At 70.1% G+C, this 20136-nt stretch carries 18 protein-coding genes, 1 tRNA gene and 2 pseudogenes; 9 read left to right on the forward strand and 12 right to left on the reverse strand.

Going from position 1 to position 20136, the window contains the following annotated elements; genetic code table 11:
- Nucleotides 1-83 precede the first annotated feature (83 nt).
- From OG453_RS07985 to OG453_RS08000, 4 genes are all read right to left on the reverse strand, one after another.
- The gene (locus OG453_RS07985) at nucleotides 84-935 is read right to left on the reverse strand and encodes an S-methyl-5'-thioadenosine phosphorylase (RefSeq protein ID WP_266865898.1); all 852 of its coding nucleotides are present in this window, start codon (nucleotides 933-935) and stop codon (nucleotides 84-86) included.
- Nucleotides 936-1019: 84 nt separating this feature from the next.
- Nucleotides 1020-1364 (reverse strand): FmdB family zinc ribbon protein, encoded by a 345-nt coding sequence (locus OG453_RS07990; protein ID WP_266865899.1) that lies wholly within the window; start codon nucleotides 1362-1364, stop codon nucleotides 1020-1022.
- Between the two features lie 67 nt (nucleotides 1365-1431).
- Complete coding sequence (locus OG453_RS07995; RefSeq protein ID WP_266865901.1) at nucleotides 1432-2697, reverse strand: MFS transporter; 1266 nt, start codon at nucleotides 2695-2697, stop codon at nucleotides 1432-1434.
- Nucleotides 2698-2963: 266 nt separating this feature from the next.
- Nucleotides 2964-4484 carry a potassium/proton antiporter gene (locus tag OG453_RS08000; protein ID WP_266869746.1) on the reverse strand — a complete coding sequence of 507 codons (1521 nt, stop codon included), beginning with the start codon at nucleotides 4482-4484 and terminating at the stop codon, nucleotides 2964-2966.
- Nucleotides 4485-4718: 234 nt separating this feature from the next.
- Here OG453_RS08000 and OG453_RS08005 point away from each other — a divergent pair, with 234 nt between their 5' ends.
- Nucleotides 4719-7472: a penicillin acylase family protein gene (locus tag OG453_RS08005; RefSeq protein ID WP_266865903.1), complete on the forward strand. Its 2754-nt coding sequence runs from the start codon at nucleotides 4719-4721 to the stop codon at nucleotides 7470-7472.
- A 67-nt stretch (nucleotides 7473-7539) separates the two neighbouring features.
- Here the strand turns inward: OG453_RS08005 and OG453_RS08010 are convergent, their stop codons facing one another.
- Nucleotides 7540-8151, reverse strand: a complete 612-nt coding sequence (locus tag OG453_RS08010) for a 5-formyltetrahydrofolate cyclo-ligase (protein ID WP_266865905.1) — start codon at nucleotides 8149-8151, stop codon at nucleotides 7540-7542.
- Nucleotides 8152-8245: 94 nt separating this feature from the next.
- Between OG453_RS08010 and galU the strand changes: the two genes are divergently transcribed.
- From galU to OG453_RS08045, 7 genes are all read left to right on the forward strand, one after another.
- A complete protein-coding gene (gene galU, locus OG453_RS08015; RefSeq protein WP_266865907.1) occupies nucleotides 8246-9151 on the forward strand; it encodes a UTP--glucose-1-phosphate uridylyltransferase GalU in 906 nt (301 codons plus the stop codon).
- A gap of 4 nt (nucleotides 9152-9155) precedes the next feature.
- A complete protein-coding gene (gene glp, locus OG453_RS08020) occupies nucleotides 9156-10487 on the forward strand; it encodes a gephyrin-like molybdotransferase Glp (protein WP_266865909.1) in 1332 nt (443 codons plus the stop codon).
- An 85-nt stretch (nucleotides 10488-10572) separates the two neighbouring features.
- Nucleotides 10573-11061, forward strand: coding sequence for a cyclic pyranopterin monophosphate synthase MoaC (gene moaC / locus OG453_RS08025; protein ID WP_266865911.1), 489 nt, complete (start codon nucleotides 10573-10575; stop codon nucleotides 11059-11061).
- Nucleotides 11058-11558 (forward strand): molybdenum cofactor biosynthesis protein B, encoded by a 501-nt coding sequence (locus OG453_RS08030; RefSeq protein WP_266865913.1) that lies wholly within the window; start codon nucleotides 11058-11060, stop codon nucleotides 11556-11558. Before moaC ends, OG453_RS08030 begins: the two co-directional genes overlap by 4 nt.
- Entirely contained in the window at nucleotides 11555-12178 is a 624-nt protein-coding gene (locus OG453_RS08035) for a GNAT family N-acetyltransferase (RefSeq protein ID WP_266869747.1), read from the forward strand. The genes OG453_RS08030 and OG453_RS08035 overlap by 4 nt, the downstream gene beginning before the upstream one ends.
- A 197-nt stretch (nucleotides 12179-12375) precedes the next feature.
- Nucleotides 12376-13545 carry a gephyrin-like molybdotransferase receptor GlpR gene (glpR, locus tag OG453_RS08040; protein WP_266865914.1) on the forward strand — a complete coding sequence of 390 codons (1170 nt, stop codon included), beginning with the start codon at nucleotides 12376-12378 and terminating at the stop codon, nucleotides 13543-13545.
- A 67-nt stretch (nucleotides 13546-13612) separates the two neighbouring features.
- Nucleotides 13613-13686, forward strand: a tRNA-Ala gene (locus OG453_RS08045).
- Between the two features lie 96 nt (nucleotides 13687-13782).
- On the opposite strand, the gene OG453_RS08050 is transcribed toward OG453_RS08045, so the two are convergent.
- Nucleotides 13783-14295, reverse strand: a complete 513-nt coding sequence (locus OG453_RS08050; protein WP_266865916.1) for a GNAT family N-acetyltransferase — start codon at nucleotides 14293-14295, stop codon at nucleotides 13783-13785.
- 66 nt (nucleotides 14296-14361) lie between these two features.
- Here OG453_RS08050 and OG453_RS08055 point away from each other — a divergent pair, with 66 nt between their 5' ends.
- Complete coding sequence (locus OG453_RS08055; protein ID WP_266865918.1) at nucleotides 14362-15165, forward strand: exodeoxyribonuclease III; 804 nt, start codon at nucleotides 14362-14364, stop codon at nucleotides 15163-15165.
- A gap of 48 nt (nucleotides 15166-15213) precedes the next feature.
- Here OG453_RS08055 and OG453_RS08060 read toward each other — a convergent pair whose 3' ends face one another.
- The 6 genes and pseudogenes from OG453_RS08060 to OG453_RS08075 form a co-directional block, all read right to left on the reverse strand.
- Nucleotides 15214-15357, reverse strand: a complete 144-nt coding sequence (locus tag OG453_RS08060; protein ID WP_266865920.1) for a hypothetical protein — start codon at nucleotides 15355-15357, stop codon at nucleotides 15214-15216.
- A gap of 105 nt (nucleotides 15358-15462) precedes the next feature.
- Nucleotides 15463-16011 (reverse strand): annotated as a pseudogene (locus OG453_RS45325) (hypothetical protein); the annotation flags it as partial.
- A pseudogene (locus OG453_RS45330) lies at nucleotides 15975-16454 on the reverse strand (recombinase family protein); the annotation flags it as partial. The pseudogenes OG453_RS45330 and OG453_RS45325, both read right to left, overlap by 37 nt.
- A 185-nt stretch (nucleotides 16455-16639) precedes the next feature.
- Nucleotides 16640-17515, reverse strand: coding sequence for an SDR family oxidoreductase (locus OG453_RS08065; protein ID WP_266865922.1), 876 nt, complete (start codon nucleotides 17513-17515; stop codon nucleotides 16640-16642).
- Entirely contained in the window at nucleotides 17512-18501 is a 990-nt protein-coding gene (locus tag OG453_RS08070; RefSeq protein ID WP_266865924.1) for an alpha/beta fold hydrolase, read from the reverse strand. The genes OG453_RS08065 and OG453_RS08070 overlap by 4 nt, the downstream gene beginning before the upstream one ends.
- Nucleotides 18498-20108 carry an NAD(P)/FAD-dependent oxidoreductase gene (locus OG453_RS08075; protein ID WP_266865925.1) on the reverse strand — a complete coding sequence of 537 codons (1611 nt, stop codon included), beginning with the start codon at nucleotides 20106-20108 and terminating at the stop codon, nucleotides 18498-18500. The genes OG453_RS08070 and OG453_RS08075 overlap by 4 nt, the downstream gene beginning before the upstream one ends.
- Between the last annotated feature and the right edge of the window lie 28 nt (nucleotides 20109-20136).

Genomic DNA, 20136 nt, shown 5'->3' on the forward strand with positions numbered 1-20136 from the left:
CAGGCCCGCGCCGATTCCCGCTGAGCCCCGTGTACTACTCGCCGGTTGTGGACAACTCCCTCACCCGAAGGGGAAGTTCCGCCTCAAGGCAGCCGGATCCCCGGGTCCATCCCACCCAGCGCCCCCGCACACAAACAGTCCCGCTCGCCCTCCGCCGGCAGCCCCGCCACCGCGTCGAAAAGCACCGACCGCAGCCGGTCCACGTTCGCCGCGAACACCTGCAAGACCTCGTCGTGCGAGACGCCCTCGCCGCTCTCCGCCCCCGCATCGAGATCCGTGACCAGCGTCAACGACGTGTAGCAGAGCTCCAGTTCACGGGCGAGGATCGCCTCGGGATGCCCGGTCATGCCCACCACCGACCAGCCCTGCGCCGCGTGCCAGCGCGACTCCGCACGGGTCGAGAACCGCGGCCCCTCGATCACCACCAGCGCCCCGCCGTCCACCGGCTCCCAGTCACGACCGCGCGCCGCCTTCAGCGCGGCGCTGCGCCCAGCCGGACAGTACGGGTCGGCAAGGGACACGTGCACGACGTTCGGAATGCTGCCGTCCGCGAGCGGGACCCCGTCGAAGAACGTCTGCGTACGGGCCTTCGTGCGGTCCACGAGCTGGTCGGGCACCAGCAGCGTCCCGGGCCCGAACTCGGGACGGAGCCCGCCCACCGCACACGGCCCGAGGACCTGTCGTACGCCCACGGAGCGCAACGCCCAGAGATTGGCGCGGTAGTTGATGCGGTGCGGCGGCAGATGGTGCCCGCGGCCGTGCCGGGGCAGGAAGGCGACCCGCCGCCCGGCGATCTCACCGAGGAAGAGGGAGTCGCTCGGCGCCCCGTAGGGGGTGTCGACCTGGAGTTCGGTCACGTTGTCGAGGAAGGAGTAGAAGCCCGAGCCGCCGATGACACCGATGTCGGCCCGCGTCGCGTTCGCCGTTTTCGCCATGTCCAGCACAGTAGCCGGGCGGTGGTACGCCGAGGTCCCCGCCGTCGGAAGACGGCGGGGACCTGGAAGAAAGGCGTGGTGGGCCTAGGCGGCCGACGAGCCGGCGGACGACCCCGAGGACGAGGTCGACGCGGAGCCGGACGACTTGGAGTCCGACGAGGAGGACGAAGAAGACGACGAAGCGGTCGACGCGGACTTGGAGTCCGACGACTTCGACGCCGACGTCGACGACGGCGTGCTGCTCGACGAGGAGCCGCGGCTGTCGTTGCGGTAGAAGCCGGAGCCCTTGAAGACGATGCCGACGGCCGAGAACACCTTCTTGAGGCGTCCGTCGCAGCCGGGGCACACGGTCAGGGCGTCATCGGTGAACTTCTGCACCGCCTCGAGGCCCTCGCCGCACTCGGTGCACTGGTACTGGTACGTCGGCACTTGCTTCCTCCTGGCACTCTCACTCGATGAGTGCTAACGACGGTCCATAGTGACGTATTCCGCGAGATCAGTCCACCGTGACCGGCTCGCGGTGACCGACGCCACGCGCCACCGTCCGTCCGACGGACCGGGGTGCGAGCCGTGAACGCAGGGCGAGCAGCACCACCAGGGCCAGCGCCGTACCGCCCAGCGGCACCAGGAATCCGGCGCCGTCCCACAGGCGGTCCTCCAGCTGTCCGGCCACCGTGACGGCGGCCGCCTGGCCGAGCGCGACGGCGCCCGTCAGCCAGGTGAAGGCCTCGGTGCGGCCGGTCGGCGCCACCAGCTTGTCCACCAGCGTGTAGCCGGTGATCAGCGCCGGAGCGATGCAGACACCCACCAGGAGGCCGAGCCCGGCGAGCAGCACCACGGAGTGCATGGCCCAGAGCCCGGAGGCCATCAGCGTCAGCGCCGCGTACGCGACGACGAGGCGCCGCTGCGGGGCGATCTTCCAGGCGATGGCACCGCAGGCGAGGCCGGAGAGCATGTTGCCCGCCGCGAAGGTGCCGTAGAGGACACCGTTCAGGCCGGGCTCGCCGATCGACTCGGTGAAGGCTGCAAGGGCGACCTGCATGCCGCCGAAGACGGCGCCGATGCCCAGGAAGGTGACGATCAGGACCCGCACTCCGGGGACCCGCAGCGCGGAGACGTGCTCCACGCGCGCGTGCTCGTCACGCGGGGCGGGCTTGGGCTGGGTGCTCTTCTGTGCCGCGAACAGCAGGCCGCCGACCAGGGTGAGGCCGGCCTCCGTGAAGAGTCCCGCCGACGGGTCGATGGTGGTGCACAGCGCGGTGGCGAAGAGCGGGCCGAGGACGAACGTCAGCTCGTCCGTGACGGACTCGAAGGCGGCCGCCGTGCTGGCGAGCGGGGAGTCCTGGAGCTTGACGCCCCAGCGGGCCCGCACCATGGGGCCGATCTGCGGCGTGGAGGCGCCGGTGGGCACCGCCGCGACGAACAGGGCCCACAAGGGGGCGTCCGACAGCGCGAGCAGCGTCAGGGAGAGCACCGACACGGTGTGGATGAGCACGCCGGGCACCAGTACGGCCCGCTGGCCGAACCGGTCGGCGAGCTTGCCGCTGAAGGGGGCGAACACCGCCATGGAGACGCCGGTGACGGCCGAGACGGCGCCCGCGGCGCCGTAGGAGCCGGTGGTGTGCTGCACCAGCAGGACGATGGAGATGGTCAGCATCGCGAAGGGCTGGCGTGCCGCGAAGCCGGGCAGGAGAAACGTCCAGGCGCCGCGGGTGCGCAGCAGCTGTCCGTATCCGGGGCGGGAGGTGACCGTGGATGCCACGGCCCGTGCCTTTCTGCCGCCTGGTAGCGCGGCCCCCTTTTCAGGGCGACGGCGCCGAGAGCTGTCCTCTTGCGCGGAACTGCGGTAGATACCGGTTGCCCACTGCGAGGACACGCGGCCGCCATACGGTCGGCGCCAGCTCTGCGTCAGACAGAGTTGGTTCGATCAGTTGGTTCAGACATGATCGATCGCTTCAGATCATGTGCGCCTTCATCGTACAGGGATCAGGCGTATCAAGCCTGCGAATACGGAGAATGAGGCGCCCGTCACCTGCGATTGCCCCGCCCGTCCGGTTCCTGGTCGCTCGTTCCCAGCCAGCCGGCCAGCTTTCCGCCCTGTCCGACCGCACGCAGCCGCTGCTCCGCGGCGTCGCGCACCGGGTCGGTGGCCACCACCAGGAGCTCGTCCCAGCGGCGCAGCACGGTCGTGGGCAGCGGCACAAAGGATTCGCCGTCCCGTACGACCAGCGTGACCGCGGCCCCGGCGGGCAGCCGCAGCTCGGCCACCTCGACGCCGTGCATCCGCGAGCCCTTGGGGATCGCCACCGAGAGCAGATGCCCGCGCAGGCGCTCCAGGGGCGCCGATTCGATGCCCAGGTCGGCGGCGCCCGTGGAGTCGCCCAGGCGCAGCTTCTTGGCCAGCCACGGCAGCGTAGGACCCTGGATGAGGGTGTAGACGACGACCAGGACGAAGACGATGTTGAAGATCCGCTGGCTGTCGTCGACGCCGTTCACCATGGGGATGGTGGCGAGGATGATGGGCACGGCGCCGCGCAGGCCCGCCCAGGACATCAGGGCCTTCTCCTGCCAGGGCAGGCGGAACGGCAGCAGGGCGATCGCGACTTCCAGAGGTCTGGCCACCACGGTCAGGACCAGGCCGATGACGATCGCGGGCCAGGTGTCGTCGAGCAGATCGTGCGGGGTGACCAGCAGGCCGAGCAGGACGAACATGCCGATCTGGGCGATCCAGCCGAGCCCTTCGGCGAAGCCGCGGGTGGCCGGCCAGTGCGGCAGCTTGGCGTTGCCGAGGACCATCGAGGCGAGGTAGACGGCGAGGAATCCACTGCCGTGCGCCATGGCGCCGGCCGCGTACGCCGTGACCGCGATGGCGAGGACGGCGATGGGGTAGAGGCCGGAGGCGGGCAGCGCCACGTGCCGCAGGCCGTAGGCGCCGAGCCAGCCCACCGCGATGCCGATCGCCGCACCGATCGCAAGCTCCAGGGCGATCTCGCCGATGAGGACGTACCAGTGCTCCACGGGGCCCGCTGTGGAGAACGCCACGACCAGGATCACCACAGGGGCGTCGTTGAACCCCGACTCGGCTTCCAGGATGCCCGTCACGCGTGAGGGCAGCGGCACCTTCCGCAGCACGGAGAAGACCGCCGCCGCGTCCGTCGAGGAGACCACCGCGCCGATGATGAGCGCCTGCCGCCACTCAAGGCCGACCAAGTAGTGGGCGGCGGCGGCCGTCACGCCGACGCTCACCGCGACGCCCACCGTCGAGAGCGCGGCGGCCGCCGGAAGGGCCGGCTTGATCTCTTTCCACTTCGTGCCCAGACCGCCCTCGGCGAGGATCACGACCAGCGCCGCATAGCCGATGACCTGCGTCAACTCGGCATTGTTGAAGGTGACGTTGCCGATGCCGTCCTGGCCGATCGCAACGCCGATGCCGAGGTAGAGGAGCAGGCTGGGGAGCCCACTGCGCGACGAGATCCGGACCGCCGCGACCGCGACGAGCAGGACGAGCGAGCAGATGAGCAGAAGCTGGTTGAGATCGTGGACAGTCAGGGGCCGTTCCTTCCTCCGTGCTAGCCAAGTACTTCGTCACCTAGGCCAAGTACTTCGTTACCTTACCTAATTGTTAACGCTTCCTTGATGCCCTCGAACGCCTATCCGGTGCGTCGCGATGTAGGTTCCTGACTCCGCGTCCGAGGCCGTAGTGCCCTGCGCCTATGGTTGCTCCAGCGCTCCCACCACCGCCCAGCCGGCACTGCCGCTCGCGTAAGGACAGCAAGGACAGCGATGCCCTCGAATACCACCGCCTCTTCCGGTCATAAGTCCGGCAAGAAGAAGGGGCGCCGAGCCCGACTCATCGTGATCGTCCTGGTCCTGGCCATCGTGGGGGGCATCGGTTACGGCGCGTACTGGAGCATCAGTACCGTGCGAGCCTCCTTCCCGCAGACCAAGGGAACGATCGAGCTCGACGGCCTCTCCGGTCCCGTCGACGTGAAGCGTGACGGCAACGGAATCCCGCAGATCTACGCCGAGTCCGACGCCGACCTGTTCATGGCCCAGGGCTTCGTCCAGGCGCAGGACCGCTTCTGGGAGATGGACGTCCGCCGCCATATGACCTCCGGTCGGCTCTCCGAGATGTTCGGAAAGGGCCAGGTCAAGACCGATGAGTTCCTGCGGACGCTCGGCTGGCACCGGGTGGCGCAGAAGGAGTACGACTCCAAGCTCTCGCCGGAGACGAAGAAGTACCTCCAGGCGTACGCCAAGGGAGTCAACGCCTACCTGAAGGGCAAGGACGGCAAGGACATCTCCCTGGAGTACGCCGCCCTTGGCTTCACCAACGACTACAAGCCCCAGGAGTGGACGCCCGTCGACTCCGTGGCCTGGCTCAAGGCCATGGCCTGGGACCTGCGCGGCAACATGCAGGACGAGATCGACCGGTCCCTGATGACCAGCCGCCTCGGCCCGTCGCAGATCAAGGACCTGTACCCGGAGTACCCGTACGACCGGAACAAGCCGATCGTCCAGGAGGGCGCCTACAACAGCGCCACCAAGGAGTACGACGGCAAGGGCGCCACGGGCAGCCAGTCGGGCACCGGCGGCGCGGCGGGCACCGGCCTCGCGGGCAACACGGAGGCCCCCGACGGCCTGCAGTCCCAGCTCTCCGGCCTCTCCGACGTCCTGGACGACATCCCGGACGCGGGCCTCGGCCCGAACGGCAACGGCATCGGCTCCAACTCCTGGGTGGTCTCCGGAGAGCACACCATCACCGGGAAGCCGCTGCTCGCCAACGACCCGCACCTGTCGCCGCAGCTGCCGTCCGTCTGGTACCAGATGGGCCTGCACTGCCGGACGGTCTCCAAGGACTGCCAGTACGACGTCTCCGGGTACACGTTCTCCGGGATGCCCGGCGTGGTCATCGGCCACAACCAGGACATCGCCTGGGGCATGACGAACCTCGGCGCCGACGTCACAGACCTCTACCTGGAGAAGTTCGCAGGCGACGGCTACGAGTACGACGGCAAGGTCGTGCCCTTCAAGAGCCGTGTGGAGACCATCAAGGTCGCGGGCGGCAAGTCCAAGGAGATCACCGTCCGCGAGACCGACAACGGTCCGCTCCTGTCCGACCGCGACGACGAGCTCGTGAAGGTCGGCAAGAAGGCCACCGTCGACAGTGCGGCCCCCGACCGGGGCGACGGCTACGGAGTCTCGCTGCGCTGGACGGCGCTCCAGCCGGGCAAGTCGATGGACGCCGTCTTCGGGCTCAACAAGGCCAAGGACTTCTCGGACTTCCGCAAGGCGGCCGCTTCTTTTGAAGTGCCCTCCCAGAACCTGATCTACGCGGACACCAAGGGCCACATCGGCTACCAGGCGCCGGGCAAGATCCCGGTCCGCGGCAAGGGCGACGGCGCGCTCCCTGCGCCCGGCTGGGACTCCGACTACCGCTGGACCGGCTACATCCCGCAGTCCGCGCTGCCCTACGAGTACGACCCGAAGCGCGGCTACATCGTGACCGCCAACCAGGCCGTCATCGACGAGGACAAGTACCCGTACAAGCTCACGTCGGACTGGGGCTACGGGGCGCGCAGCCAGCGCATCACCGACCTCATCCAGTCGAAGATCAAGAACGGTGGAAAGATCTCCACCGAGGACATGCGCACGATGCAGATGGACAACAGCAGCGAGATCGCCAAGCTGCTGGTGCCCAAGCTGCTCAAGATCGACATCAAGGACTCGTACGTCCGTGAGGCGCAGAAGCTCCTCGAGGGCTGGGACTACACCCAGGACGCCGACTCGGCGGCCGCGGCGTACTTCAACTCGGTCTGGCGCAACATCCTCAAGCTGTCCATCGGCAACAAGCTCCCCAAGGAGCTGCGGGTCAAGGGCCAGTGCCTGAACGTCGAGCCGGCCGGCAACACGGGCCCCGCCGACGAGGCCGAGCCGGTGCGCGAGTGCGGCGAGCGCGACTCCGAGTCGGCACAGCCCGACGGCGGCGACCGCTACTACGAAGTGATCCGGTCGATCCTCGACGACGAGGACAACGACTGGTGGGAGTCGCCGAAGACGCGCACCGACGCCGCCACCAAGACCCGCGACCAGCTGTTCGCGCGGGCCATGGAGGACGCCCGCTGGGACCTGACGGCCAAGCTGGGCAAGGACATCGACACCTGGAGCTGGGGCCGCCTGCACCGGCTGACCCTGAAGAACCAGACCCTGGGCGTGGATGGCCCCGGCTGGCTCCAGTTCATGCTCAACCGCGGCCCGTTCAAGCTGGGCGGCGGCGAGGCGGCGGTCAACGCCACCGGCTGGAACGCGGCGGGCGGCTACGGTGTGCAGTGGGTGCCGTCGATGCGGATGGTGGTGAACCTGAAGGACCTCGACAAGTCCAAGTGGATCAACCTCACCGGCGCTTCGGGCCACGCCTACAACGCGCACTACACCGACCAGACCACCAAGTGGGTCAAGGGCGAACTGCTGCCGTGGTCCTTCTCGGAGAAGGCCGTCGAGAAGAGCACGAGCGACACCCTGGGGCTGCGGCCCTGAGCCGTACGGAACACTGACAACGGGCCCTCCACGCGCGCGTGGAGGGCCCTTTCACGTCAGGGGGAGGTCAGCCGAAGCGGCGTACTCCCGACGGCGTGACCACGGCGTGCACCGGCTTGTCGTGGGCCTCGGCCGGGACACGGGCGACGACCTCCGCGTCGTACAGAAGCACCACCAGGGCCGGATCGGCGCCCGCCCGCTCAAGGCGGGCAAGCACCCTGTCGTACGACCCTCCGCCGCGCCCCAGACGCATCCCGCGCTCGTCGACGGCGAGGCCGGGCAGCAGCACGACGTCCGCCCCGGTGACGGCGTCGGGGCCCAGGCGCGTCCCCGAGGGCTCCAACAGCTCGATCTTTCCCGCGTGTTGTACGCGCCCAAGTGAGCCCTCGCCGTCGTACGCCCCCCAGTCCAGGTCGTTGTCCGCGAGGAGCACCGGCAGCAGGACCCGCGTCCCGCGCGCGTGCAGGGCGTCGAGGAGCGCGCGCGTGCCCGGTTCGCTCCCCACGGAGACGTACGCCGCGACCGTGCGCGCCCCCGCGAGCTCCGGCAACTCCAATGCGCGCTCGGCGAGAACCGCGGCGGCCTCCTGCGCGTCATCCCTAGTCAACCGGCTTCTAACCGCGAGGAACTCTCCTCGCAATGTGCGCTTGGTTGCCTTGTCCGAGCCGGTCTCTGCCATGGCGTAGCCACAAATCCTTCCAGTTGCGCTCATATGAGAACTAATTGTCCGGAGTCACAGATTCCGCACATACGCACCGGTTATGGTTACGGACATGACTGAGTCTCACCCCCCCAGGATCAGCAAGGCTGTCATTCCGGCAGCAGGTCTGGGCACCCGGTTCCTGCCGGCGACCAAGGCCACTCCGAAGGAGATGCTGCCCGTCGTCGACAAGCCGGCGATCCAGTACGTGGTCGAGGAGGCCGCCTCGGCGGGCCTCGATGACGTCCTCATGATCACGGGCCGCAACAAGCGCCCCCTCGAGGACCACTTCGACCGCAACTACGAACTGGAGTCGGCCCTTCTGAAGAAGGGCGACGAGGCGAGACTGGCGAAGGTCCAGGAGTCCAGCGACCTCGCGACGATGCACTACGTACGCCAGGGCGACCCCAAGGGGCTCGGTCACGCCGTCCTGTGCGCCGCCCCGCACGTCGGCCACGAGCCGTTCGCCGTGCTCCTCGGCGACGACCTGATCGACCCGCGCGACCCCCTGCTCGCCCGCATGGTCGAGGTCCAGGAGCGGCACGGCGGCAGCGTCATCGCCCTCATGGAGGTGGCCCCGGAGCAGATCCACCTCTACGGCTGCGCGGCCGTCGACATCACCGACGAGAGCGACGTCGTGAAGGTCACCGGCCTCGTCGAGAAGCCCGAAGCGGCGGACGCCCCCAGCAACTACGCCATCATCGGCCGTTACGTCCTCGACCCCCACGTCTTCGACATACTGCGCAAGACCGAGCCGGGCCGCGGCGGCGAGATCCAGCTCACCGACGCGCTCCAGCAGCTCGCGGAGGACGAGAAGGTCGGCGGCCCCGTGCACGGCGTGGTCTTCAAGGGCCGCCGCTATGACACCGGCGACCGCGGCGACTATCTGCGTGCCATTGTCAGACTCGCGTGCGAACGTGAAGACCTGGGCCCGGACTTCCAGGCCTGGCTTCGCAGTTACGTGTCCGAGGAGATGTAGCACTTTGAGCAGCAGCGCGACGACCGAAGTCACCGGCCAGGACCATCTCTGGTCGGTGAGCGAGCACCTGGACGACATCCTCGGATCCGTCCGCCCCCTGGAGCCCATCGAGCTCCAACTCCTCGACGCCCAGGGGTGCGTCCTCGTCGAGGACGTCACGGTGCCCGTCTCGCTGCCGCCCTTCGACAACAGCTCCATGGACGGGTACGCGGTCCGGGTCGCCGACATCGCGGGCGCGAGCGAGGAGTTCCCCGCCGTCCTCACGGTCATCGGCGACGTGGCCGCGGGCCAGGGCGAGCAGCCCACCGTCGGCGCCGGACAGGCAGCCCGCATCATGACCGGCGCCCCGCTGCCGCCCGGCGCCGAGGCCGTCGTCCCCGTGGAGTGGACCGACGGAGGCCTCGGCGAAGGCCCCGTCTCCGGGATGCGCGCCCACAGCGCCGCCCCGGACGGCGCCTCCGGAGAGGTCCGCGTGCACCGCCCGGCCGAGGCACGCGCGCACGTCCGCGCGCGGGGCAGCGACGTCCGGGCCGGCGACCGCGCCCTGACCGCGGGTACGGTCCTCGGCGCCCCGCAGATCGCCCTGCTCGCCGCGATCGGCCGCGGCACGGTCACGGTGCGCCCGCGCCCCCGCGTGGTCGTCATGTCCACCGGCAGCGAACTGATCCAGCCCGGCGAGGAGTTGGGCAAGGGCCAGATCTACGACTCCAACAGCTTCGCCCTCACCGCGGCCGCGCGGGACGCCGGAGCGATCGCCTACCGCGTGGGAGCGGTCGCCGACGACGCCGAGACACTGCGCTCCACCATCGAGGACCAGCTGATCCGCGCCGACCTCATCGTCACCACCGGCGGCGTCAGCGTCGGCGCGTACGACGTCGTGAAGGAGGCCCTCTCCTCGATCGGCGACGAGGACGAAGCGGGCAGCGGCATCGAGTTCCGCAAGCTCGCCATGCAGCCCGGCAAGCCGCAGGGCTTCGGCTCCATCGGCCCCGACCACACCCCGCTGCTCGCGCTGCCGGGCAACCCGGTGTCGTCGTACGTCTCGTTCGAGATCTTCGTACGACCCGCCGTGCGCACCTTGATGGGCCTCCCGGACGTCCACCGGCCCACCACGCGCGCCGAGCTCACCGCCGACAAGGCGCTGACCTCGCCCGCGGGGAAGCGGCAATTCCTGCGCGGGCGGTACGACGCAGAGTCGGGCACCGTGCGGCCCGTGGGCGGCGCCGGGTCCCATCTCGTGGCGGCCCTCGCCCACGCGGACGCGCTGATCGTCGTCCCGGAGAAGACCACTTCGGTGGAGCCGGGTGCCGACGTCGAGGTGGTCCTGCTCGGCTGAGAAGGCGGTCCGCGCGGTACGGTGTCGCGCACACAGGCCCCCGCGCCGCACCGCGGGAGAGCCAGGACCGGGAGCGCCACAGCACATGAGTACGCAGCGACTGACGCACATCGACGAAGCGGGCGCCGCCCGCATGGTCGACGTATCCGAGAAGGACGTGACCGCGCGCACCGCCCGTGCCACCGGCCGCGTCCTCGTCTCCCCCCGCGTGATCGAGCTGCTGCGCGGCGAGGGCGTCCCCAAGGGCGACGCCCTGGCCACCGCGCGGATCGCGGGCATCATGGGAGCCAAGCGCACCCCGGACCTGATCCCGCTCTGTCACCCGCTCGCCGTCTCCGGAGTGAAACTCGACCTCTCCGTGGCGGACGACGCCGTCGAGATCGCCGCCACGGTGAAGACCACGGACCGTACGGGCGTCGAGATGGAGGCCCTCACCGCGGTGTCCGTCGCGGCCCTCACGGTGATCGACATGGTCAAGGCCGTCGACAAGGGCGCGGTCATCACGGACGTACGCGTGGAGCAGAAGACCGGCGGCAAGTCCGGGGACTGGAGCCGCGAAGGAGCCGGGGCATGACGGCCTACCGCGCCCTCGTCGTCACGGCGTCCAACCGCGCCGCAGCCGGCGTCTACGCCGACCGCGGCGGGCCCCTCATCGCCGAGGGCCTGACGGCGCTCGGCTTCGCGGTCGAGGGCCCCCAGGTCGTCCCGGACGGCGACCCCGTCGAGCAAGCCCTGCGCGCCGGAGCGGACGCCGGGTTCGATGTGATCCTCACCACCGGCGGCACCGGCGTCTCGCCCACCGACCGCACCCCCGAGGCCACCCGCCGCGTCATCGACTACGAAGTGCCCGGCATCCCCGAGGCGATCCGCGCGTACGGCAGGGAGAAGGTCCCCACGGCCGTGCTCTCCCGGGGCCTCGCCGGAGTCGCGGGCCGGACGCTCATCGTGAACCTGCCGGGCTCCACCGGCGGCGTACGCGACGGCCTCGCCGTCCTGGAGCCCCTGCTGACGCACGCCGTCGAGCAGCTCCGGGGTGGCGACCACCCCAGACCCTCCGGGGGTGCCAGCTGAACAGCCCCTCCTGGCCCGTCGAGCTCACGGACGGCGATGTCGCCCTCCGCCCCATAAAGATGCGCGACCAGCGGGCCTGGCGTGAGGTCAACCGGCGCAACCGGGACTGGCTGCGCCCCTGGGAGGCCACCATCCCGCCGCCCACGGCGAGCGGCCCGATCGTGCACCGCCCGACGTACCGTCAGATGGTCCGCCATCTGCGCGCGGAGGCCGCCGCGGGACGCATGCTGCCCTTCGTGATCGAGTACCAGGGGCGGCTCGTAGGGCAGCTGACGGTCGCCGGGATCACCTGGGGATCGATGTGCTCGGGCCATGTCGGCTACTGGGTCGACCAGTCGGTGGCGGGCCGCGGTGTGATGCCCACCGCCGTCGCGCTCGCGGTGGACCATTGCTTCCGGTCGGTCGGGCTGCACCGTATCGAGGTCTGTATTCGCCCCGAGAACGGGCCAAGTCGCCGGGTCGTGGAGAAACTCGGATTCCGCGAGGAGGGGCTCCGCCCACGTTTTCTCCACATCGACGGTGCCTGGCGTGACCATCTTGTCTTCGCGCTCACCGCTGAAGAGGTACCGGAAGGGTTGCTCCGGCGCTGGCACCAGGCACGACCTCGGAACACCGCGTAAATAGAATACGTGTTTGAAATTGGTCGGTGATCGACCGCCTGAGGCCCGACTTGGTCCCTCTGAGGCATTAATTTCACGGTCTTGGTGGCCTGTTGATCGCATCAGTCACAAAAAAAGTTCGAGATATCAGCCAGATCGTGCGACACACCGGCCCAATTGGCAGATGGCCTCACGCAAACCCCTCTACCGTGTGAGGCGTGAGCAGCAGCGGCCTCATCTACGCAGTCATCGTCGGGGCCTGGGCCGCCTACTTGGTGCCGATGTGGCTCCGTAGGCAGGACGAGCTCAATGAAGCCCGTCCGACGGAACGCTTCAGCACCGCCATCCGGCTTCTGTCCGGACGGGCGGGGATGGAGCGCCGATACGCCAAGGACCTGCAAGCGCGCTCGCCTGAGGAGGAGGAGTCGCGCGACCCGGACGACGCCACCGGTTCGGTGGACGTCCGGGCCTTTGTCGCGCCTCCGAACTCCGCCACACGGCACCCCCAGGCGAAGCCCCCGGCGCAGCAGCCTCCTGCACAACAGCCCCCGGATCCGGCCCCAGCTCCGGCCCCGGCGCAGTCGCCCGCCCGGCGGGCCGCGTCGGCGGAAGCCGCCGCGCGCGCTCGGCGCACGAAGGTGCTCGCGCGCCGTCGGCGTACGACGGTCATGCTGTTCGTCGCCTTCACGCTCGGTGCGATCGTCGCGGCGGTCGGCGGGCTCGCCTTCCTGTGGGCGCCCGCCGCCCCGGCCGCGCTCCTGAGCGCGTACATCGTGTACCTGCGCGGCCAGGAGCGGCGCCGCTTCACCTACACCATGGACCGGCGCCGGGCCGAGGTCGCGGCGCAGCGGCTGCGGGAACGCCAGCCGCGCAGGCGGCCGTCCGGCACGGACGCGGTGGTCGACGTGCCGGAGGAAGGACCAGCTCCCGACACGGAGACCGGTCTTTCCGCGCTCGCCGCCGACCGCCGCGCCCTGGTCGAGCAGACCGACCACGCCGAGTGGGTCGACCAGCAGCGCGAGCGGCAGCGCCGCCCCGGGCACGGCGACAGCTGGGACCCGGTGCCGGTGCCGCTGCCGACGTATGTGACCGCGCCCGTCGCCCCGCGCGCCACCGGCGACGTCGACCTGGGCGCACCCGACGCCTGGAGCTCGGCGCGGTCGAGCGCGATGGAGCCGGCGGGGGCCGGTGCCGCCGATGAGGCCCGGCGTGAGGGTGCCGACGACGCGTACGCGGATGAGGCGGGCGGCGCCGATGAGGCGGATGGTGGCGGTGGCCGCAGCGACGCACGGCGGGCCGCGTCCGCCCGCAGGGCCCGCGAGCGCGGGCGCACCCCGCTCTTCGATCAGTACGAGGAAGGGGAGCGGCCGCGTGCCGCCAACGAGTGATGCCTGACCAGCCAGGAACGGATTTCCGGGCACCCGGATCGGGATGCTAGAGTTTCACTCGTTGCAAGGGCCTGTGGCGCAGTCTGGTAGCGCACCTCGTTCGCATCGAGGGGGTCTGGGGTTCAAATCCCCACAGGTCCACTGCACATGAGATCCCGTCCGGTTCATCGAACCGGGCGGGATCTTTGCGTGTGCCGAAGAGCTGCGGCGTCTTGAAGGACTGCGGCGTCTGAAGGGCTACAGCGCCTTCACGAAGCAGCGGCTCAGGTTCTCGAAGCGGTAGTGGCCGAACTTGGTGGGCGCCGGGGTGTAGCCGGTCGAGGTGTAGAGGGCTATCGCCTCCGGCTGCTTCGTGCCGGTCTCCAGGACCATGCGGGTGCGGCCCGCCGCCCGCGCGTCGTCCTCGAGGACGGCCAGGATGCGGCGGGCGAGGCCGAGGCCGCGGGCCTCCGGGGTGACGTACATCCGCTTGATCTCGGCGTCGCCGTCCGCGTACCCCTCGTCGTTCGTCTCGTGGGCGCGCCAGCCGCCGGTGGCCAGGGCGGTGCCGTTCGTGTCGTACGCGACGAGATAGAGGCCGCCCGGCGGGCGGAACATCGCCGGGTCGAGCGGGGTGACATCGCCCTCGTCGCCGTACCGCTCGGCGTATTCGAGCTGGACACGGTCGTTCAGCTTGATCGCGTCGGGGTGGTCGAAGGGGGTGGGGCGGAGCTCAACCGCGGCCGACTGCTGAGGCGGGTGGATAGTCATGCGGAGTATCGTACTTCTATGCGAGTGCGTGCGCTTCCTCATTAAGTGTGCCGGTATCGTTCCCGGATGCTCACAGTGACCAGCGTGAATGTGAACGGGCTGCGCGCCGCCGCGAAGAAGGGCTTCGTCGAGTGGCTCGCCGGTACCTCCGCCGACGTGCTCTGCCTGCAGGAAGTGCGCGCCGAGCCGCAGCAGCTGCCGGACGAGGTGCGGGACCCCGAGGGCTGGCATGTCGTGCACGCGCCGGCCGCGGCCAAGGGGCGCGCGGGTGTCTCCCTCTATACGCGCCGTGAGCCGGAGCGGGTACAGATCGGATTCGGGTCGCAGGAGTTCGACGGCAGTGGGCGGTACGTCGAGGCCGATCTGCCCGGGGTCACGGTCGCGAGCCTGTATCTGCCCTCCGGTGAGGTCGGCACGGAGCGGCAGGACGAGAAGATCCGCTTCATGGGGGAGTTCCTCACATATCTGAAGGGGCTGAAGGTGCGGGCCGCCGCCGAAGGGCGCCAGGTCGTCGTCTGCGGCGACTGGAACATCGCGCACCAGGAGGCCGACCTCAAGAACTGGAAGGGCAACAAGAAGAACTCGGGCTTCCTGCCCGAGGAGCGTGCCTGGCTCGGTGAGGTCTTCGACGCGGAGTCCGGCGGCTATGTCGACGTCGTTCGCGCCCTGCACCCGGATGTCGAGGGGCCGTACTCGTGGTGGTCGTACCGGGGGCGGGCCTTCGACAATGACGCAGGTTGGAGGATCGATCTCGTCGCCGCGACCCCCGGGCTCGCCGACCGTGCGGTCAAGGGGTTCGTGGAGCGGGCGGCCAGCCACGAGGAACGGTGGTCGGATCACGCTCCCGTGACGGTCGTCTTCGAGCTGTGAGAGAGCATGCGGGGCGCTCCGGTCGATCCGGCACCGCCCCGCTCGGGCTCAGCCTTCCCGCGGTGGGCGTTCCTCGAGAGTGAAGGTCAGGCGGGACGAGGCCGGCCCGGCCAGCCTGGTGCTGTCGCCGCCGCGGCGGCCTTTCGCGACGGTGACGCGTACGCCGTGGCTCAGGAGCTGCTCGCGTGTCACGTTGCCGCTCGTCGCTGTCGTCCGACTGAAACAGTTGGTCGCATAGGGATCGAGCCAGTCCGAACGCATTCCCGCGGGTGCGGGACAGGTTTCGGCTCGGGAGGCCGCGCGGCATACGTAGTCGCCGTACGGGCAGTCCTTTCGCGCGGCGAAGTACATGCGCCCGCCGCATCCGGCGCAGTGCGCGACGCCCGTGAGGAGAGCGGTTGACCGGGTCCTGGTGTGACGGCCCCGGGAACGTGTGCGGAGCAGGCTCTGCAGTGCGTCGAAATCGCCCTCACCGAGCAAGGGCGGGCCGATGAGAACGGGAGCGCCTTCGGCGTACCGTGCCGCCGCCCGCCCGTCGGGCGGCCCTGCAGTTGCGCGTGCCGGTCCCGCGGCACCAGAACACCCGCCTCGTTGAGTTTGCGTGCGATCGCGACCAGGGACAGACCCGCGTGCGCATCTTCCACGATCATGCGAACGAGACCGGCGGTCTCGGGGTCGGGGGCCAGTTGCCACCCGCTGCCCGATGGGTGCAGTGCCTTGCGGTAGCCGAAGGGGACCAGGCCACCTCCGTAGCGACCGGCAGCGCGCAGTGCTTCGTGGCTTCCGGTGAGGCGAGTGGAGATGGTGCGGGTCTCCTGCTCCGCGATGTACGCCAGGTCCAGGCATCGACGGATGGTGGAGCCGTCCGCCTGTGGCGTCACGACGAGGGGGTGGTCCGCTTCGGCGTTCGCGAATACGAGGGTCCGAGCGTGCTGCTGACTCCAACTGAGCAACTCGGTCATGTGCGTCACGGACCGCACGGCGCGGTCGACGTGTGACCAGACGACGGCGTCGTACTCGGCGGGGCGGTCGAGCCAGGCCGACAGGGAAGGACGTTCGAACGGCGACGTTCTGCGGGCCGAGACGCCGAAGTCCACGGCCTCGGCCTCGGCGGCGACTGTGAGGCCCAACCGTTCGGCGCAGAGCCGAATCGCCGCGCGCTGCCGCTCGGGGGATGTGGTGACACTCGTGAGGCAGCTGAGACGCAATGCGGCGATGGCTCTCGGCTGTTCGGTGGCGGACGCGGAAGGCAGTGCCTGTGGCACTGGTGGAAGGCTACGCTCGGGCATGTCGACGCTCCAGAGGTGTCGGCCGTGCCCCGGGGCTGGTGAGACAGCCGCCGGGGTCTTCTCGGTCTCACCTTCGGATTGCGAAAGTGCTTGCGTCCGCCGATCTCTGGAACATGCCTCGATGGGGTGAATGCCCGTACAGGTACGGGGTGTTGAGCCCCCGGGTGTGCGAGGGCGCTGAACCGCTACCGCCCCCGAGCCTCCTCGTCCGCCGAGCCCCCCGCCCCCACGAGCCCCGTGGAAACGCTCCCCAGGCGCGGCTCGAAGCGCCGCATCTCCCGCTGGCCGACGGAGCCGATCACCGCCGGGAGGTATCCGCGGATGCCCTGCATGCCGCGCAGCCACCACTGCGCGTACACGTGGCTGGAGCGGCGCTCGATGCCGGCGACGATGCGGTCCACGGCCGGACCCAGGGGGTACGTCTTGTTGGACGGCCAGGGCAGGCGCTGGCGCAGCTCCCGCATCACGTCGTCCTGGTCGGCGCCCCGCACCATGTCCGTGTCCGTCCAGGACAGGTAGCCGACGCCCACCTTCACGCCCTTGTACCCGACCTCCGCCCGCAGCGAGTGCGCGTACGCCTCGACTCCCGACTTCGACGCGCAGTACGCCGTCATCATCGGGGCCGGTGTGATCGCCGCCAGTGAGGCGATCTGGAGCAGATAGCCGCGGCTCTCCATCAGGACCGGCAGGAACGCCCGGCCCGTCACCGCGCTCCCGATGAGGTTGACCTCGATCACCCGGCGCCACGCGTCGGGGTCGGACTCGACGAACGGACCGCCGCTCGCGACGCCCGCGTTGGCGACGACGATGTCGACCTTCCCGAACCGTTCCTTGACCTCCTGCGCGACCCGCGCCATCGCGACGTGGTCCGTCACATCCACGTGCCACGCCTCGGCCTCGGTGTGCAGCCGCCCCGCGACCTGCTTCAGCTCGTCCGGCTCGAGGCCGACCAGCGCGATCTTCGCGCCGCGCGCCGACAGCTTGCGGGCGAGCAGTTCGCCCACGCCCCGCGCCGCGCCCGTGACGACCGCGACCTGTCCCTCCAGGCTGACCTTGCTCATGCGCTGCTCCCCTCGACCTTGACCTTGACCTCGACCTTGACCTCGGCCTCGACCTGCGGCTCGTCCGCCCGTACGTACGTATCGACCAGTTCCCTGATCCGTTCCGTCACCACCTCCGGCGCCTCGATCGGCGTCATGTGGCCGATGCCCGCCAGTTCGGTGAGCCCCACGGAGTCCGGCAGCATCGCCTCGATCCGCCGTGCGTGCGTGATCGGTGTCAGCCGGTCGGATGTTCCCGCGATGACGGCGGTGGGCGCCGTCAACTCAAGGACCCCCGCGTCCAGTTGCAGCTCGGCGAGCACATGCGACCAGCGGTAGCGCACGACCCGCGGGCAGGCGTGCACGATCCGCGCGCACGCGTCCACCCGGTCCGGCGACGAACCGGCGCCCATCGTGGCGTACTTGAGGATCCGCCGGGCCATCCCGGTGACAGGACCGAGCGGCGCCTTCGCCCCGAGCACCGACCGCGTCACCCGCGTCCGCACCCGCCCGGCCCGGATCGGCACCACGGTCGACTCGGCGACGAGCCGCGAACTGCCCGTGCTGCACAGCAGAACGGCTCCCGCGTGCTCCCGGAACCCGGGCCGCGTACTGGCGGCCATCATCGTCATGCCGCCCATGGAGTGCCCGGCAAGGAGCGCCCGCTCCCCGGGTTCCAGCGTCGCCGCGAGCACCGCCTCGAGGTCGTCGGCGAGCGCGGTCGTGCTGTACCCCTCGAGGCCGGCCGGCGCGGCACTGCGCCCGTGTCCCCGCTGGTCGTACGCGATCACCCGGTGGTCGACCGCCAGGTCACGTATCTGCGCGGCCCAGAAGGCGGTCGAGCAGGTCCACCCGTGCGCGAGCACCACGGCGGGCGCGGCTGCTTTGTCGTCGGGGCCGTGCACCTCGACGTGCAGCCGGGCGCCGTCCGCCGACACAGCGGTCAGTTCCCGCGCCGCGGGAGGCGGCGCGAACGGCCCGCTCGTCACATGCGTCAGCCTGCTCATGCCCCGGCCACCTCGACCTTCTTGCCCGTACGCGCCTTGCCCTTGCCCTTGCCTGTCGCCGCCCCCGTACGCGGCTTCGGCACCGCGTCCTCCTTCGCCAGCCGCAGCACCTCGTACTCGGCGAGATCCACCTGCCGCGTGGCATTGCGGAACTCGGTCGTCGTGCCCGGCCAGATCGTCGTGTTCACGCCGTTCGCGTCGAGGTACCAGCTGTTGCAGCCGCCGGTGTTCCACACGGTGCGCTCCATCCGCCGCTGCACCTTGTCGTTCCAGGCCTGCACGGCACCGGTCCGCGCGGCGAGCGCGGCGCGTCCTCCCAAGACGTCCAACTGCCGCATGTAGTCGGCGAGATAGTTCAGCTGGGACTCGATCATCAGGATCATCGAGGAGTTCCCGAGACCGGTATTCGGGCCGATGATCGTCATGAAGTTGGGGAAGCCCGCCGCGGTCGCGCCGCGCAGCGACTTCATCCCGTCCTTCCAGGACTCCATCATCGTCCCGCCGTCGGCACCGACCACGCGGTCGGCGATCGGCATGTCCGTCACATGGAATCCCGTACCGAAGATGATCGCGTCGACCTCGGCCTCGGTGCCGTCGGCGGCGACGACGGTGTTGCCGCGCACCTCGCTCAGGCCGCTGGCGACGACGTCGACGTTGGGCCGCGCGAGCGCCGGGTAGTACGTGTTGGACAGCAGGATCCGCTTGCAGCCGATGCGGTACGTCGGTGTCAGCTTGGCCCGCAGCGCCGGGTCCTTGACCGCGCGGTGGATGTTCCGCTTGGCGAGCTGCTCGACCGCGCCGAGCTCGTTCGGCCGCTTGGTGAACGCCTGGACCTGCAGCTCCCTGATCCCCCACAGGATGCCGCGCCTGGCGTGCGTGGTGAACGGCAGCTGCCGGTGCAGCCAGCGCTCGGCGCCGGTGATGGCGCGGTCCATGCGCGGCATCACCCACGGCGGGGTGCGCTGGAAGAGCGTCAGCTTGCCGACCTCGCGCTGGATGGCGGGCACGATCTGGATGGCGGAGGCGCCGGTGCCGACCATCGCGACGCGCTTGCCGCGCAGGTCGTAGTCGTGGTCCCAGCGCGCGGAGTGGAAGACCTTGCCCTCGAAGGTGTCGAGGCCGGGGATGTCCGGCAGCTTGGGGTCGGAGAGCGGCCCGGTGGCGGAGACGACGACGTCGGCGGTGAGCGTCCCGTTGCTGGTCTCGATCACCCACCAGAGCTGCTCGGCGTCCCAACGCAGCTGCGTGACCTCGGTGTTGAGGCGGATGTGCGAGCGCAGCCGGAAGGTGTCGGCGACCCGTTCCAGGTACTCCCAGATGTGCTCCTGGCCGGAGAAGGTGCGCGGCCAGTCGGGATTGGGCGCGAAGGAGAACGAGTAGAGGTGTGAGGGTACGTCGCAGGCGCAGCCCGGATAGCTGTTGTCCCGCCAGGTGCCGCCGACCGCGCCGGCCCGCTCCAGGACGACGAAGTCGGTGATGCCCTCGCGGCGCAGCCGGACGGCCGCGCCAAGGCCGCCGAAGCCGGACCCGATGACCGCCACCCTCACATGCTCGTGTTCGCCCGCATGCTCGTGTTCGCGCTCCCGCGCGCGCTCGTGCTCGGCCATGCCGCCGCCTCCCGAACTGCCGCTGACT

The sequence above is a fragment of the Streptomyces sp. NBC_01381 genome, from assembly GCF_026340305.1.
GTDB lineage: Bacteria > Actinomycetota > Actinomycetes > Streptomycetales > Streptomycetaceae > Streptomyces.

Coding starts and splice junctions, on each gene's coding strand:
- OG453_RS07985 (WP_266865898.1), bottom strand. CDS start 935: ATGGCGAAAACGGCGAACGCGACGCGGGCCGACATCGGTGTCATCGGC.
- OG453_RS08005 (WP_266865903.1), top strand. CDS start 4,719: ATGCCCTCGAATACCACCGCCTCTTCCGGTCATAAGTCCGGCAAGAAG.
- OG453_RS08010 (WP_266865905.1), bottom strand. CDS start 8,151: ATGGCAGAGACCGGCTCGGACAAGGCAACCAAGCGCACATTGCGAGGA.
- galU (WP_266865907.1), top strand. CDS start 8,246: ATGACTGAGTCTCACCCCCCCAGGATCAGCAAGGCTGTCATTCCGGCA.
- moaC (WP_266865911.1), top strand. CDS start 10,573: ATGAGTACGCAGCGACTGACGCACATCGACGAAGCGGGCGCCGCCCGC.
- OG453_RS08030 (WP_266865913.1), top strand. CDS start 11,058: ATGACGGCCTACCGCGCCCTCGTCGTCACGGCGTCCAACCGCGCCGCA.
- OG453_RS08050 (WP_266865916.1), bottom strand. CDS start 14,295: ATGACTATCCACCCGCCTCAGCAGTCGGCCGCGGTTGAGCTCCGCCCC.
- OG453_RS08055 (WP_266865918.1), top strand. CDS start 14,362: ATGCTCACAGTGACCAGCGTGAATGTGAACGGGCTGCGCGCCGCCGCG.
- OG453_RS08065 (WP_266865922.1), bottom strand. CDS start 17,515: ATGAGCAAGGTCAGCCTGGAGGGACAGGTCGCGGTCGTCACGGGCGCG.
- OG453_RS08070 (WP_266865924.1), bottom strand. CDS start 18,501: ATGAGCAGGCTGACGCATGTGACGAGCGGGCCGTTCGCGCCGCCTCCC.
- OG453_RS08075 (WP_266865925.1), bottom strand. CDS start 20,108: ATGGCCGAGCACGAGCGCGCGCGGGAGCGCGAACACGAGCATGCGGGC.